The following is a 13,942-nucleotide window of genomic DNA, read 5'->3' as shown; positions in this document are numbered from 1 at the left end:
GTTACAGGGCGTTTCTGAGGCGCCGGGCGGCGCTGTCGTGGCGGGCCATGAGCTGGTCCAGATCGAGATCGCAGGGCAGTCCGTCGGTCACCCGCCAGCGACCCGCCACCATGACGCGATCGGCGCGGCTGGCACCGCAGAGCAGCAGAGCGGCGAGGGGATTCTCGGCCCCGGAGAAGCGCAGTTCATCGAGTTTGAACAGCGCCAGGTCGGCCTGCTGGCCCGGCTCCAGGCCGCCGATATCCTCACGCCCCAGGCAGCGGGCCGAGCCCTGTGTAGCCCAGCGGATTACTGCCTCGTGGGTCACCTGGCTGGGGCTGTAACGCAGGCGCCCTAGCAGCATCGCCTGGCGCATTTCCTCGGCCAGGTTGGAGTGATCGGCGGAGGCGGAGCCGTCCACCGCCAGGCCCACCGGTGCGCCGGCGGCCTCCAGCTCCAGGGTGCGGCACAGGCCGGAGCCCAGCACCATGTTGGAGGAGGGGCAGTGGGCGATGCCAGTGCCGGCGCGGCCCAGGCGCGCTATTTCGTCGTCGTTGAAGTGGATGCCGTGGGCCAGCCAGGTGCGGTTTGACAGCCAGCCACTGTCCTCCAGGTAATCCAGCGGGCGCATACCGAACAGTTCCTGGCAGTAGGCAGTTTCATCCTCCGTCTCGGCCAGGTGGGTGTGCAGGCGCACATCCTCGGCCTGGGCCAGATGCGCGCTCTCGCGCATCAGCTCGCGGCTCACAGAAAAGGGGGAACAGGGGGCCAGGGCAATGGTCACCATGGCGCCGTCGCCGCGCTGGTGGTAGCGCCGGATCAGGCGCTGGCTGTCGTCGACGATGGTCTGTTCGTCCTGCACCACCGACTGCGGCGGCAGCCCCCCCTCGTCGCGCCCCACACTCATGGAGCCGCGGGTCAGCGCCGCGCGCACGCCCAGGCGCTGGGCCGTTTCCACCTGGCGGTCTATGGCGCCCTCCAAGGCGCCGGAGAAGACATAGTGGTGATCGGCGACGGTGGTGCAGCCGGACATCAGCAGCTCGACCATGGCCAGTTCGCTGGCCAGCGCCAGCTGTTCCTCGTCCAGGTGCGCCCAGACGTCGTAGAGGGTGGTCAGCCAGGGGAAGAGTTCCTTGTTCAGGGCGGGGGAGTAGGCGCGGGTCAGTGTCTGGTAGAAGTGGTGGTGGGTGTTGACCAGGCCGGGCAGCAGCACATGGCTGGAGGCGTCAATGATCTCCTGCGGCGGCCGGCTGGGCCTACCCCCCGCAGGTACTTTCTCCAGGATGCGCGTCCCGTCCACGACGACACCACCGGCCGCGCCCCTGTCGGCGCAGTCCAGCGGGTCGCGAATCCACAGGGTACGGTTTTCTTCTGCCATGTTTCTCTCCTCGGCCGCGACGACCGCGCAACAATTTCAGCGCCACCGTAGCAATCATTATTGTGTACTTTTATGTATACCGAATTTGAAGACTGATGCGTCAACTGTCAAGCGAGTGACAAACAAGTGGCACACATATCCACCTAATAGAGTTTTTATACGCCAGAAAGAATCGCCTGCAGCGAATTCAGGAGAGAAGGGACACTATCTCGTATACAAATACGATACACAGAAAAGAGAGATAAGGATGAGAGAACAGCGCCTTGCGAGGCTCAGCGGCAGAGGGACTGATGGTAACGGTATAGCGCTTGAGGGCAGTTGAGATTGTGATGCCAGTCCCCCGGCGGCATTTCCAGCTGGCGCCCATTCAGGGCGCGCAGCATGGCGCCGACGGAGGAATCTTCCACGCCTCCGACACAGGCGCGCAGGTAAGTGCGACTGTGATTGTCCAGGCGCAACCACAGGGGCAGGTAGCAGTGGCCGAAACAGAGCGCGCTGTCGCCACCGGAGTGACCCGCGGCACAGAGACTTTGCAACTGCTGCCGCTGCAGATTGGGCATGTCCACCGGAATCGCCAGCAGCGCATCGCAGGCGATGTTGTTTTCGTACAGATATTCCACCACAGAGTGGAGTCCCCCCAGCGGGCCCCGACCGGGCACCAGATCGCGAATACCGCCGGGCCTGTCACCACTGATACGCGGCGACATAAATTGCAGGCCCGCCCGCGACGGCAGGTCACGCAACAGTTTTTCCGCGCGCGCCAGCAGTGTCTGCCCGCCCGAGATCTCCACCTGCGCCTTGTCGCGTCCCATGCGACTCGAGTGGCCGCCGGCCAGCAGTAGCGGACAGATGCGCATCACTTTATCGGTCATTATCTTTTTTCGCTCTCACTGCCAATCTACCGCGCTGTGCCGTCACCAATAACACAACGCAAACACCGTGCCATAGAGTCCGCGCCCTGCTGCCGCACCAGTATCGCCAGTCACACGCACCAAAATCAGGCCGACCTTACCCTCCCCGCACCACCGATGTGCAATCGCAACGAATGCAAAAAATGACGGGCATTGAAAATCCCTGTCAATCGCGGTCGTGGCGTATTTGGCACAAGTCTTGATTGTTCATTGGGCAATGGCAAAGAAGCCCGGCTGCACTGACTGGTGGGCCGGGCTTTTTAGTCTGTAGATTACAGAAGACAACGACAGAAACGATGAACAAGTCCCTCGGCATCATGCTGGTCGATGACCAGGCGGAGCGCGCACAGATGGTGTGCGAGCAGCTGCGCGCGGCCGGTTATCGCCTGCTGGCGCAGCTCAGCAGTGCCGAGGGGCTGCTGTACCAGGTGGAGAGGCACAAGCCGGATATCGTACTGATCGATATCGAGTCGCCGGACCGCGATATTCTCGAGAGCCTGGCGATTATCAACCGCCAGGCCCCCACGCCGGTGGCCGTATTTTCCGCGCGCGGCAATGCGGAGTTTATCGCCCGCGCCGTGGAGTCGGGGGTGAGCGCCTATATGGCCGAGGGGATATCCGCCGAGCGGGTCCAGCCTGCAATAGAAATCGCCATGGCGCAGTTCCGCAGCTACCAGCAGCTGCGCCAATCCCTCGAGCGCACCCAGAAGCAGCTGGATGAGCGCAAAGCCATTGAGAGAGCCAAGGGCTTGCTGATGGCGAAGAAAAACCTCAGCGAAGACGCGGCGCACAAGACACTGCGCAACCTGGCCATGAGCAGCAATGCCACCATGCGCGCAGTGGCGGAACAGATAATTCACTATTTTCAGCCCGGAAATTGAGCCTTCAGCTCCAAAAACTGAACCTTCAGCTCCAAACAATTTGAGCCTTCAGCCATAAAACTTGAGTCCAGTATGCCGATACAGCTGCGCCCGGAAAAAAGCCATATCAAACTGCTATACCTGCGTCTGACCGATAGCGCACCGCTGATCATTGCGCAGGAAATGGGTTTCTTCGATCGCTACGGCCTCAAAGTGCAACTGCAGCGCGAGACTTCCTGGGCCACGCTGCGCGACAAGCTGATCGGCGGTGCCGCCGACGCCGCCGCCATGCTCGCGCCCATGCCGCTGACCCTGGCGCAGGCGCTGCCCCAGTGCGGCGAGCAACTGCTGAGTGGCCTGATACTGAGTTGTAACGGCAATGCAATTACGCTCTCCGCCTCCCTGTATCGCAAATTGATACTGCCGGCAGCGGACTGCGACGGCGCCGGGGTCGGCCGTGCCCTGGCAACCTATATCCAAAACCGTCCCGGCGGCGAGGCACTGCTCAGGTTCGCCACCGTCTATCCCTTTTCCAGCCACACACTGCAACTGCGTCACTGGCTGCGCGCGGCGGGCATAGATCCGAACCGGGACCTGCAATTAGTGGTACTGCCGCCGGAGCAGATGGTCGACAGCCTGCAGCGCGACGATATAGACGGCTATTGCGTGGGTGAACCCTGGAACACACTGGCTGCACACAGGGGTATCGGCACCATCGCCACCCCCTGCAACAGCCTGCTGCCGGCGATGCCGGAAAAGGTACTGGCGGTGACCGAGAGCTGGCACCGTGCCCACCCCGCCGCCCACCTGGCGTTGCGCGCGGCGCTGCTGCAGGCCTGCGACTGGCTGTCGGAGCGCGACCGGCGCCGCGATGCGACAGCGCTACTGGCTCGTGGGCAGTACCTGGATTTACCGGAGGAAATACTGGCCCCTTCGCTGGGCGAGCAGCCCTTCCGCCACGGCAATACCGAAACGGCTGCCAATCCCGGCTGGCACCTGTTCGCCCAACTCGAAAACGATTCTGGTCGCCCGACGAAGAAAAAAGCCACGCAACTGTTGGAACTCTGCCGCGACTTCTCCCCGGTCACCGACGGGGAGGAAAACGCCTTCCGCCCGGAGCTGTACCAGCAGACAGTCGACTTCCTGCACAAGAAAAAATGATGGCACAAAAATTGAATACGTAATCTGTAGGATGGGCAAAGCGCAGCATGCCCATCCTACGACAAACCGATACACGGACAACGAAGTCCACCGGCAGCGGAAAAACCGCACCCGTGGGCTTTTTTTGTGCCCGCGATAAAACGATGACGATTAAGGAAATGCGCATGTCCAGCGATACCCTGAACCTGTTTTCCTTCCGCGGGAACACCAGAATACTTCACCTCACCTGGCTGGCTTTCTTCATTACCTTCGTGGCCTGGTTCAATCACGCACCGCTACTGATGGCAATATCCGAAAGCCTGTCGCTCACCCCCGACCAGGTGAAGACGCTGCTGATCCTGAACGTGGCCCTGACCATTCCCGCGCGCATCGTGATCGGCATGCTCACCGACAAATACGGCCCGCGCCTGACCTACTCGCTGCTGCTGGCGGCGGGCAGCGTGCCCTGCTTTATCTTCGCCCTCGCCGACAGCTTCGTGCAACTGGCCCTGGGCCGTTTCCTGCTCGGTTTTATCGGTGCCGGCTTCGTGATCGGTATCCGCATGGTGTCCGAATGGTTCCCCGCGCGCCAGCTGGGTCTCGCCGAAGGTATCTACGGCGGCTTCGGCAACTTCGGCTCCGCCGCCGCAGCCATTACCCTGCCCACCTTGGCGTTGCTGTTCGGCGGCGACGATGGCTGGCGCTGGGCCGTGGGCCTGACCGGTGCCATCGCACTCATTTACAGCTTTATCTACTACGCCTCGGTTACCGACACCCCCAAAGGCTCCACCTACTTCAAGCCGAAAAAGAGCGGTGCCATGGCAGTCACCAGCCCCGGCGACTTCGTCCTGCTGCTGTTGATGAAAATTCCCATGTACGCGGCCCTGGCACTGCTGACCTGGAAACTGTCCAGCGGCGTCGGCATGATTACCGGATTCTGGGCCGCGGTGATCTACTGCGCACTGGCCCTGCTCTACGCGCTCGACGCCATGAAGACCTTCAGCATCAATCGCGAGGTATTCAGCAATCCGCCGGCGCCGATTCACCGCTATAAATTCAAGCAGGTGGCGGTGCTCGACCTGCTGTATTTCATCGCCTTCGGCTCCGAGCTGGCGGTGGTATCCATGCTGCCGCTGTTCTTCTCCGAAACCTTTGACCTGGATCCGGTGGAAGCCGGCCTGCTCGCCGGCACCTTCGCCGTGGTTACCCTGGCCATGCGCCCCATCGGCGGCCTGATCAGCGACCGCTGGGGGCGCAAACCCACCCTGCTCGTGGTAACCCTGGGGCTGGTCCTGGGTTATTTTTGCCTTAGCACCATCGACGCCTCCTGGCCCCTCTACCTGGCGGTATGCGCCATCATGCTCTGCGCCCTGTTCGTGCACGCCGGCACCGGCGCGGTGTTCGCCATGGTGCCCCTGATCAAGCGCAGCCTCACCGGGCAGATCGCCGGCATGGTGGGTGCCTACGGCAATGTGGGCGGCCTCTTCTATCTCACCGTACTGAGCCTGGTGTCCTACCAGGTCTTCTTCCTGGTCATCGCCGCCACCGCTTTGCTCGGTTTCGCCGCCACCCTGCTATTGGAAGAACCGCGCGGACATATGGCAGAGGTAGCGCCGGATGGCAGCGTGACACTGATCGATGTTGCTTAAAAACGGGACTCGGGAAGAAAAACTCCCCTCTCCCGTTCGCGGGGGAGAGGAAACAATGACCCTGGAGTTCTCCAGTGCCTGCAGCGCCGGCCGCCGCCAATACAATGACGACGCCTGTGCCGCCTGCACCCCGGCCGCGACCGAACTGCGCCCCCACGGCGCCCTGGCCGCGCTGGCCGACGGCGTCGCCAGCGCCGAAGCCGGCGGCGAGGCCGCGCGCGCGGCCATCAGCGGTTTCCTGTCCGACTACTACAGCACCCCGGAGACCTGGCCGGTAAAGCAGGCCGCCGCGCGGGTGTTGCACTCGCTGAACAGCTGGCTCTATCGCCAGGGCGCCGGCGACGAAATCGCCCAAGGATGGCTCACCACCTTTTCCGCCGTTGTTTTCAAGGGCGCCAGCGCTCACCTGATCCATATCGGCGACTCGCGCATCTACCGCCTGCGCGGCGGAAAGCTGGAATGCCTGACCCGCGATCACAGCCGCGCCCTCGGCCCCGGCCGCACCTTCCTCAGTCGCGCCCTGGGCATGGACGCCCATGTGGATGTGGACTATCGCCGCGAGGAACTGCGGGCCGGCGATATCTACCTGCTCAGCAGCGACGGCGTGCACGATTTTCTCCCGTCGGAAACCGTCGCCGAAATACTGCAGGAAAGCGGCGAGGCCGCCGCCCAGGCGCTGGTCGACGCAGCCCTGGCCGGCGGCTCCGGCGACAACCTGAGCGCGGCCGTGTGCCGCATCCACCGCGTGCGGCCGAGCGGCAACGAACTGCTGGACCGCAACCGCCAGCTGCCTTTCCCGCCGGACCTGAGACCGGGCGATAAAGTCGATGACTACCTGATTCTGCAGGAGCTGCACGCCAGCCCCCGCAGCCAGCTGTACCTGGCGCGGGATATCGACAGCGACGCGCTGCGCGCGATCAAGACGCCATCGATCAATTTCGCCGACGACCCCGCCTATATCGAGCGCTTCGTCGCCGAGGAGTGGACCGGCCGCCGCCTGGATCACCCGGGTATCGTCAAAATATTTCCCCCCAGGGCCAGGCGGCAGTTTCTCTACCATGTGCTGGAATATATCGACGGCCAGAACCTGCGCCAGTGGATGCAATTGAATCCCGCCCCGGGGGTGGAGCAGGTGCGGGAACTGATCAGCCAGCTGGTCAGCGCCCTGCGCCGGCTGCAACGGATGGAGATAGTGCACGGCGACCTGAAGCCGGAAAACATCATGGTGGCGAAAGACGGCCGCCTGAAACTGATCGACCTGGGCGGCGCCGATGGCAGCGGCCTGCGCGAACAGCTGCAGCTGGGCGGCTATCCAGGTGAAGAGGCCCCGCCAGGCAGCAAGAACTACGCCGCGCCGGAGTACTTCTTCGACGACGCGCCCAGCCACCGCTCGGACATCTTCTCACTCGGCGTCATCACCTACGAGCTGCTCACCGGTCGCTACCCCTACCGCGAGCGTGCGGGCTTCCGCCACTACCAGCTGAAAAGCTATGCCGGTATGCAGTACATCAGTGCGCGGCAACACCGCGAGGATATTCCCGAGTGGATAGATGGCGCCCTGCGCCGGGCCTGCGCGCCGGATCCGCGCAACCGCTACCCGGCACTATCGGAATTCGTGCACGACCTGCAGACACCGAACCCGCAGTTCACCCGCGAGCGGGAAAAACCGCTGCTGGAGCGCAACCCGCTGTTGTTCTGGCAGCTGGTTGCGCTGCTGTTGCTGCTGTCGCATCTCCTCCACCTTCTGTAACTCCGTTACGCAAATTCCGTTACGCAAATATCTCCCAGGGCCCGTTGACACTAAATTAATGGCCGCGATCAGACTCACGGGCAACACCAGATGCCGATCGCGGCCATGGGCCGCTTCTACGGGGCGAAATGGCGGGCACCATCGAGGGGCAGCCGAATCGCCGACGCACCAATTTATTGCAACCGAGTCAGTATCGACCGCCAAAATTCCGCAATAAACACGGATTTCGTATTGGCACAATCCTTGAATAACAATAACTACCAACACAATTTATCCCCCTAACGAGGCAACGGCGCCCGGACTCTTCGGCAGAGAAGAGGCGGCGCCCGTGCCACTCCACCGCGCTCCCCTCCCCTGCCGAAAAATTCAGAAAAAATGGCAGGAACTCAGATGATTGAACCGAGGGTTAAGCAAAAACTCATCGTTATCGGCAACGGCATGGTGGGCCACCACTTCCTCGAGCAGCTGGCCGCACGGCCGGAAAAAGAACTGTTCGACGTGACCGTTTTCTGCGCCGAACCCAGACCCGCCTATGACCGCGTGCACCTGTCCGAGTATTTCGCCGGCCGCACCATTGACGACCTAGCTATGGGCAAGGTCGAGCAGTACCGGGACTGGGGCTTCGAGCTGTTGCTGAACGACACAGCGGTGGAGATCGACCGGGACAAGAAAACCGTCACCTCCGCCAGCGGCACTGTCAAGAACTACGACCGCCTGGTGCTCGCCACCGGCTCCTACCCCTTCGTGCCGCCGATTCCCGGCCACGAACACGAAAAATGTTTCGTCTACCGCACCATCGAAGACCTGGATGCGATCCGCGCGGCCAGTGAAGGCGGCACTGTGGGCGTCGTCGTGGGTGGCGGCCTGCTGGGCCTGGAAGCGGCCAACGCGCTGAAGGAGCTGGGGCTGGAGGCCCATGTGGTGGAATTCGCCCCGGGCCTGATGTCGGTACAGCTGGACGGCGGCGGTTCCGAGCTGCTGAAAAACAAGATCGAGGACCTGGGCGTTACCGTGCACACCAGCACCGCCACCGAACTCATCGAGGAGGTGGACGGCCGCCTGCGCATGCGCTTTCAAGGAGAGAGTAAAGGTGAGCGTGAATTGTTGACCGACCTGATCGTCTTCTCCGCCGGTATCCGCCCGGAAGACAAGCTGGCCAAATCCGCCGGACTGCAATTGGGCGAGCGCGGTGGTATCGCCGTCGACGAGTCCTGTCGCACCTCCGACGAGTATATCTTCGCTATCGGCGAGTGTGCCCTCTACAACAATTTTGTCTACGGCCTGGTGGCCCCCGGCTACACCATGGCGCGCACCGCGCTGGCGCAGCTGTGCGGCGAGACGAGTGAAGTTTTCACCGGCGCCGATATGAGTACCAAGCTGAAACTGCTCGGCGTGCAGGTGGGATCGATCGGTGATGCCCACGGTCGCGCAGAGGGCGCCGCGGCCATCACCTTTGTCGACGAGCAGAGCGGCGTCTACAAGCGCATGATCACCGATGCAGAAGGGAAGAAATTGCTGGGTGCCGTGCTGGTGGGCGATACGGACGATTACGATCAGCTGCTGCAATACCACCTGAACGACATCGACCTGCCGGAACACCCGGAACAGTTGATTCTGCCCGCCGCCGATGGCGCCGCGCCGGCCCTGGGCGCCGGCGCCCTGCCCGCCACCGCGACCATCTGTTCCTGCCACAACGTCAGCAAGGGGCAGATCGTCGATGCCGTGGCCGGCGGCTGCTGTTCCCTCGCCGATGTAAAAGACGCGACCAAGGCCTCCACCGGCTGTGGCGGCTGCGCGGCACTACTGAAAAATGTGGTCGACGAGGAGCTGGCGGCCCTGGGTGTGGAGGTAAACAACCATCTCTGCACTCACTTCCCTTTCACCCGCCAGGAGCTGTTTCACATAGTGCAGGTGGAGGAGATAAAAACATTCGATGCGCTGCTACAGAAGCACGGCAGCGGCCGCGGCTGTGAGATCTGCAAGCCGACAGCGGCCTCGATTTTCGCCTCCCTGTGGAACGAGCATATCCTCAAGAAGCCGCACGTAGGGTTGCAGGATACCAACGACACCTTTATGGCCAATATGCAGAAAAACGGCACCTATTCGGTAGTGCCGCGGGTACCCGGCGGTGAGATATCGCCGGACAAGCTGATCGTACTCGGCCAGGTGGCGAAGAAATATAACCTCTACACCAAGATCACCGGCGGCCAGCGGGTGGATCTATTCGGTGCACGGCTGGAGCAGCTGCCCCTGATATGGGGTGAGCTGATCGATGCCGGCTTCGAGACGGGTCACGCCTATGGCAAGTCCCTGCGCACGGTGAAGTCCTGTGTCGGCAGCACCTGGTGCCGCTTCGGTGTACAGGACAGCGTCAAGATGGCACTGGATATCGAGAACCGCTACAAGGGACTGCGCTCGCCGCACAAGATAAAAATGGCGGTGTCCGGCTGCACCCGCGAGTGCGCCGAGGCGCAGAGCAAGGACGTGGGCGTGATTGCCACCGAGAAGGGTTGGAACCTGTTTGTGTGCGGCAACGGTGGCATGCGCCCACGCCACGCGGATCTATTCGCCACCGATATCGACGACGAGACGCTGGTCAAAACTATCGACCGCTTCCTGATGTTCTACGTGCGCACCGCGGACAAGCTGCAGCGCACCTCGGTGTGGCTGGAAAACCTGGAGGGTGGTCTCGACTACCTGCGCGAGGTCATCGTCGACGACAAGCTGGGCATCTGTGACGAGCTGGAGGCGCAGATGGCCAATGTGGTCGGCACCTACCAGTGCGAGTGGAAGACGGCGATCAACGACCCGGAAATGGTCAAGCGCTTCCGCCAGTTCGTCAACACGGATGAGCCGGACGAGAAGATCGTTTTCGTCGAGGAGCGCGGCCAGCCGCGTCCGGCGCGGAACGAGGAAATCGTCAAAATCGCCGAGCCGGCCTGATTTTTTGAAGCGGGTGCGACACCAGCACCTTCGCATAACGCACATCGTCATTCCGGCGCAGGCCGGAATCCAGAGATTCGAAGTGCCTGCTGGAGGCCGGCCTGCGCCGGCATGACGAACCAATAATTTCGTTGCTTACTTAGGAACAAGCCATGACCCAAGTTGCCATAACCCACACCCAGTGGCAGCCGATCTGCCAGCGATCAGATCTGGTTGCCGATTCCGGAGTGTGTGCTCTTGTGGGCGGTGCCTCTGGCGCAAGCAAGAGCATCGCCCTGTTTTTTATTCCCGGCGCCGAGCCGCAGCTCTACGCCCTGGACAACTGGGACCCCGTCGCCGGCGCCGGCGTTATCGCCCGCGGTATTGTGGCGGAGATAGACGGCGAGCTGACGGTGTCGTCACCGCTGTACAAGCACCACTTCCGCCTGGGCGACGGCGCCTGTATCGAGGACGAGGCGGTGCAACTGGCCAGCTACCCGGTCGCCCTCGATGGCGACACCGTGTGTATCGCGATTGACGAAGGCTGAAAATGTCGTTGACGGAGCATTTTCGCGCGCACAGGTCCTGCACCACCTGCCCCTATTGCGGCGTCGGCTGCGGCGTGTCCGCGACCGTCAAGCGCCGGGGAGGTGGAGAAACCGTAGCGGTCAGCGGCGACGAACAGCACCCGGCCAATTTCGGCCGCCTGTGCGTCAAGGGTTCGGCGCTGGCGGAGACCCTCGGTGAGCGCGGACGACTGCTGCAGCCCCGGTTGCACGGTCGCGAGCACGATTGGGACAGCGCCATGGATTTTATGGCCCGCCAGTTTGCCCGCACCATCGCCGAGCACGGTCCGGATTCGGTGGCTTTTTATCTGTCCGGGCAGCTGCTCACCGAGGATTACTATGTCGCCAACAAGCTGATGAAGGGCTTTATTGGCAGCGGCAACGTGGATACCAACTCGCGCCTGTGCATGTCGTCGGCGGTGGCCGCCTACAAGCGCGCTCTCGGCGCCGACGCGGTGCCCTGTTGCTACGAGGACCTGGAAGTTGCAGACCTGGTGGTGCTGGTCGGCTCCAATGCCGCCTGGACCCACCCGATCCTGTTCCAGCGCATGCAGGCGGCCAGCACAAGGCTGGTGGTAATAGATCCCCGCGCCAGCGCCACCAGTGAAATGGCGGACCTACACCTGGCAATTACGCCCGGCAGCGATGCCGCACTCTTCAACGGCCTGCTCAATTTCCTGGTGGAGCGAGACAGGCTGGATCGCCAATTCATAGACCTGCACACCGAGGGTTTCGACGAGGCAATCGATATAGCGCGGGACTGGTCACTGGCCAAAACCGCCGCGGCCTGCGGCATTGCCGAACAGCAATTATTGGAATTTTTCCGGCTGTTTGCGCAGACGGAGAAGACTGTCAGCTTCTATTCCCAGGGCATCAACCAATCCAGCAGCGGCACCGACAAGAACAACGCGATCATCAACTGCCACCTGGCCACCGGCAGAATAGGTCGGCCGGGGGCCGGGCCCTTTTCCATCACCGGCCAGCCCAACGCGATGGGCGGGCGCGAAGTGGGCGGCTTGGCGAACATGCTCGCCGCCCATATGAATTTCAACGCGGGAGATATCGACCGGGTCGGGCGCTTCTGGCGGGCGGATTCGGTCGCGCAAAAGCCCGGGCTCAAGGCGGTGGATCTGTTCGAGGCGGTCGAGCGCGGGAAGATAAAAGCGATCTGGATTATGGCGACCAACCCGGCAGTCAGTATGCCGGATGCTGCAAGGGTGGCGTCCGCGTTACAGAAATGTCCGTTGGTGGTGGTGTCCGATTGCGTGGCCGATACGGATACTGCGCGCTGCGCCGACCTTCTGCTGCCGGCGACCACCTGGGGTGAGAAGAACGGCACCGTGACCAACTCCGAGAGACGCATTTCCCGGCAACGCGCTTTTCTGACGCCCCCCGGAGAGGCGCGCCACGACTGGCAGATTATCTGCGACCTGGCCGCGCGCCTCGGCCATGGTGATCAATTTGACTACGCCCACCCGGTGGAGATTTTCCGTGAGCACGCGGCCCTGTCGGGATTCGAGAACGACGGCAGCCGCGCCTTCGATATCTCCGCACTGGCGGAAATCAGCCTGCGCCAGTACGACGGTTTGCAGCCCGTACAGTGGCCGGTGAACGAGAGAAACCCGACCGGCACGGAACGCCTGTTTACCGAGCACAAATTCTTCACAGCGACTGGTCGCGCGCGCTTTATTTCGGTGCAGCCGCGTACACCGGAGCAGAGTCGCAGCGACGAATTCCCCCTTTGGCTGAACAGCGGCCGCCTGCGCGACCAGTGGCACACCATGACCCGCACCGGCCGCGCGCGCAATCTGCTCGACCACAGCGAGATGCCAGAGATACAGATCAACCCCGGCGACGCCAGACACTACCACATCGGCGACGGCCAGCTATTGGAACTGCGCAGCCCGCGCGGCAGGATGTGTGGCCGCGCCCTCGTCTCCGCTGCGCAGAAACCCGGCGAGCTGTTCGCGCCGATTCACTGGAGCGAAACCCTGGCACAGGACGCCCGCGTCAGTGCGCTGGCCGGGCCGGCCACGGATCCCCACTCGGGTCAGCCGGAATTCAAGCAGCTGCCAGTGCAGCTGTCCCCGCTGCCGGTACACAGCTACGCGACGCTGCTATGTCACGAAGAGACCGCCGCTCCCATGCAACAGTGGCTGGCCCGCCAGGAGAGAAAACTGGTGCACTGGTACCGCGTGCCCTGTGAAGGTGGCTATCGCTACGAGCTGGCGCTGCGCGAATCGCTGGATGGTCGCGCTCTCGGCGGGGAGCTGTTTGCGAATAGCGGCCCGACACTGTGCTGGCAGCAATTGCAATTGTTACAGGGGCAGCGCTGGCTGGCGCATACGCAGCGGGTGAAGTTGCTGATCTTTAGCGGCGGCGACTGGCGCACACTGCCCGACAGGCGCGTCCTGGAGCAGCACCTACAGCAACCACTGCCGCCGGCACCGGCGCAACTGCTGCAAAATATCGCCCCGGGCGCACAGATGGTGTGCAGCTGCAAGCAGGTGTCGCGGCAACAGATAGAGGAAGCCATAGCGGGGGGCACCGCTTCAGTGGAGGCACTGGGCGAGCTGCTCGGCTGCGGCACCAATTGCGGTTCCTGCAAGCCGGAGATCGCATCGATCTTGCGTGCGAACACAGCCATTGATTGGACACTTGGGGAAAACGTCGCCTGACTGCAATTTTACAGCTCCCCTGTAGATACTCTGTTGCAAAACAAGCTTTTATTGTCTCGTCATACCGGCGAAGGCCGGTATCCAGTTCGGTGGCACCTGGATTCCGGCC

General features: G+C 62.6%; 9 protein-coding genes. 7 read left to right on the top strand and 2 right to left on the bottom strand.

What is annotated here, in order from left to right; genetic code table 11:
* Position 1: 1 nt before the first annotated feature.
* Positions 2 to 1,357 (bottom strand): 8-oxoguanine deaminase, encoded by a 1,356-nt coding sequence (locus tag IG627_RS07740; protein ID WP_193191784.1) that lies wholly within the window; start codon positions 1,355 to 1,357, stop codon positions 2 to 4.
* A 272-nt stretch (positions 1,358 to 1,629) separates the two neighbouring features.
* Positions 1,630 to 2,229: a molybdenum cofactor guanylyltransferase gene (mobA, locus tag IG627_RS07735; RefSeq protein ID WP_193191783.1), complete on the bottom strand. Its 600-nt coding sequence runs from the start codon at positions 2,227 to 2,229 to the stop codon at positions 1,630 to 1,632.
* A 335-nt stretch (positions 2,230 to 2,564) separates the two neighbouring features.
* On the opposite strand from mobA, the gene IG627_RS07730 reads away from it, so the two are divergent.
* The 7 genes from IG627_RS07730 to IG627_RS07700 all read left to right on the top strand — a co-directional run bounded on the left by IG627_RS07730 (position 2,565) and on the right by IG627_RS07700 (position 13,833).
* Positions 2,565 to 3,149: an ANTAR domain-containing response regulator gene (locus tag IG627_RS07730; RefSeq protein WP_226864832.1), complete on the top strand. Its 585-nt coding sequence runs from the start codon at positions 2,565 to 2,567 to the stop codon at positions 3,147 to 3,149.
* Positions 3,150 to 3,221: 72 nt separating this feature from the next.
* Positions 3,222 to 4,289 (top strand): CmpA/NrtA family ABC transporter substrate-binding protein, encoded by a 1,068-nt coding sequence (locus tag IG627_RS07725; protein ID WP_193191782.1) that lies wholly within the window; start codon positions 3,222 to 3,224, stop codon positions 4,287 to 4,289.
* 164 nt (positions 4,290 to 4,453) lie between these two features.
* On the top strand, positions 4,454 to 5,917 hold the full coding sequence (locus tag IG627_RS07720; RefSeq protein ID WP_193191781.1) for a NarK family nitrate/nitrite MFS transporter: 1,464 nt from the start codon (positions 4,454 to 4,456) through the stop codon (positions 5,915 to 5,917).
* A 55-nt stretch (positions 5,918 to 5,972) separates the two neighbouring features.
* Entirely contained in the window at positions 5,973 to 7,667 is a 1,695-nt protein-coding gene (locus IG627_RS07715) for a bifunctional protein-serine/threonine kinase/phosphatase (RefSeq protein WP_226864831.1), read from the top strand.
* 390 nt (positions 7,668 to 8,057) lie between these two features.
* Positions 8,058 to 10,610 (top strand): nitrite reductase large subunit NirB, encoded by a 2,553-nt coding sequence (gene nirB / locus IG627_RS07710; protein WP_193191779.1) that lies wholly within the window; start codon positions 8,058 to 8,060, stop codon positions 10,608 to 10,610.
* 152 nt (positions 10,611 to 10,762) lie between these two features.
* Positions 10,763 to 11,137, top strand: a complete 375-nt coding sequence (gene nirD / locus IG627_RS07705; RefSeq protein WP_193191778.1) for a nitrite reductase small subunit NirD — start codon at positions 10,763 to 10,765, stop codon at positions 11,135 to 11,137.
* A 2-nt stretch (positions 11,138 to 11,139) separates the two neighbouring features.
* The gene (locus IG627_RS07700; RefSeq protein ID WP_193191777.1) at positions 11,140 to 13,833 is read left to right on the top strand and encodes a nitrate reductase; all 2,694 of its coding nucleotides are present in this window, start codon (positions 11,140 to 11,142) and stop codon (positions 13,831 to 13,833) included.
* Positions 13,834 to 13,942 lie beyond the last annotated feature (109 nt).

Origin of the sequence: Microbulbifer taiwanensis, assembly GCF_014904815.1 — a bacterium.
Taxonomy (GTDB): domain Bacteria; phylum Pseudomonadota; class Gammaproteobacteria; order Pseudomonadales; family Cellvibrionaceae; genus Microbulbifer; species Microbulbifer taiwanensis.
The sequence above is the reverse complement of the archived record's forward strand: the minus strand, read 5'-3'. Positions and strand labels throughout refer to the sequence as shown.

Bases quoted from the DNA above. Each gene is read 5' to 3' on its own strand.
- IG627_RS07700 (WP_193191777.1), top strand. From the start codon at position 11,140: ATGTCGTTGACGGAGCATTTTCGCGCGCACAGGTCCTGCACCACCTGC.
- IG627_RS07725 (WP_193191782.1), top strand. From the start codon at position 3,222: ATGCCGATACAGCTGCGCCCGGAAAAAAGCCATATCAAACTGCTATAC.
- IG627_RS07720 (WP_193191781.1), top strand. From the start codon at position 4,454: ATGTCCAGCGATACCCTGAACCTGTTTTCCTTCCGCGGGAACACCAGA.
- nirB (WP_193191779.1), top strand. From the start codon at position 8,058: ATGATTGAACCGAGGGTTAAGCAAAAACTCATCGTTATCGGCAACGGC.
- IG627_RS07730 (WP_226864832.1), top strand. From the start codon at position 2,565: ATGAACAAGTCCCTCGGCATCATGCTGGTCGATGACCAGGCGGAGCGC.
- nirD (WP_193191778.1), top strand. From the start codon at position 10,763: ATGACCCAAGTTGCCATAACCCACACCCAGTGGCAGCCGATCTGCCAG.
- IG627_RS07715 (WP_226864831.1), top strand. From the start codon at position 5,973: ATGACCCTGGAGTTCTCCAGTGCCTGCAGCGCCGGCCGCCGCCAATAC.
- IG627_RS07740 (WP_193191784.1), bottom strand. From the start codon at position 1,357: ATGGCAGAAGAAAACCGTACCCTGTGGATTCGCGACCCGCTGGACTGC.
- mobA (WP_193191783.1), bottom strand. From the start codon at position 2,229: ATGACCGATAAAGTGATGCGCATCTGTCCGCTACTGCTGGCCGGCGGC.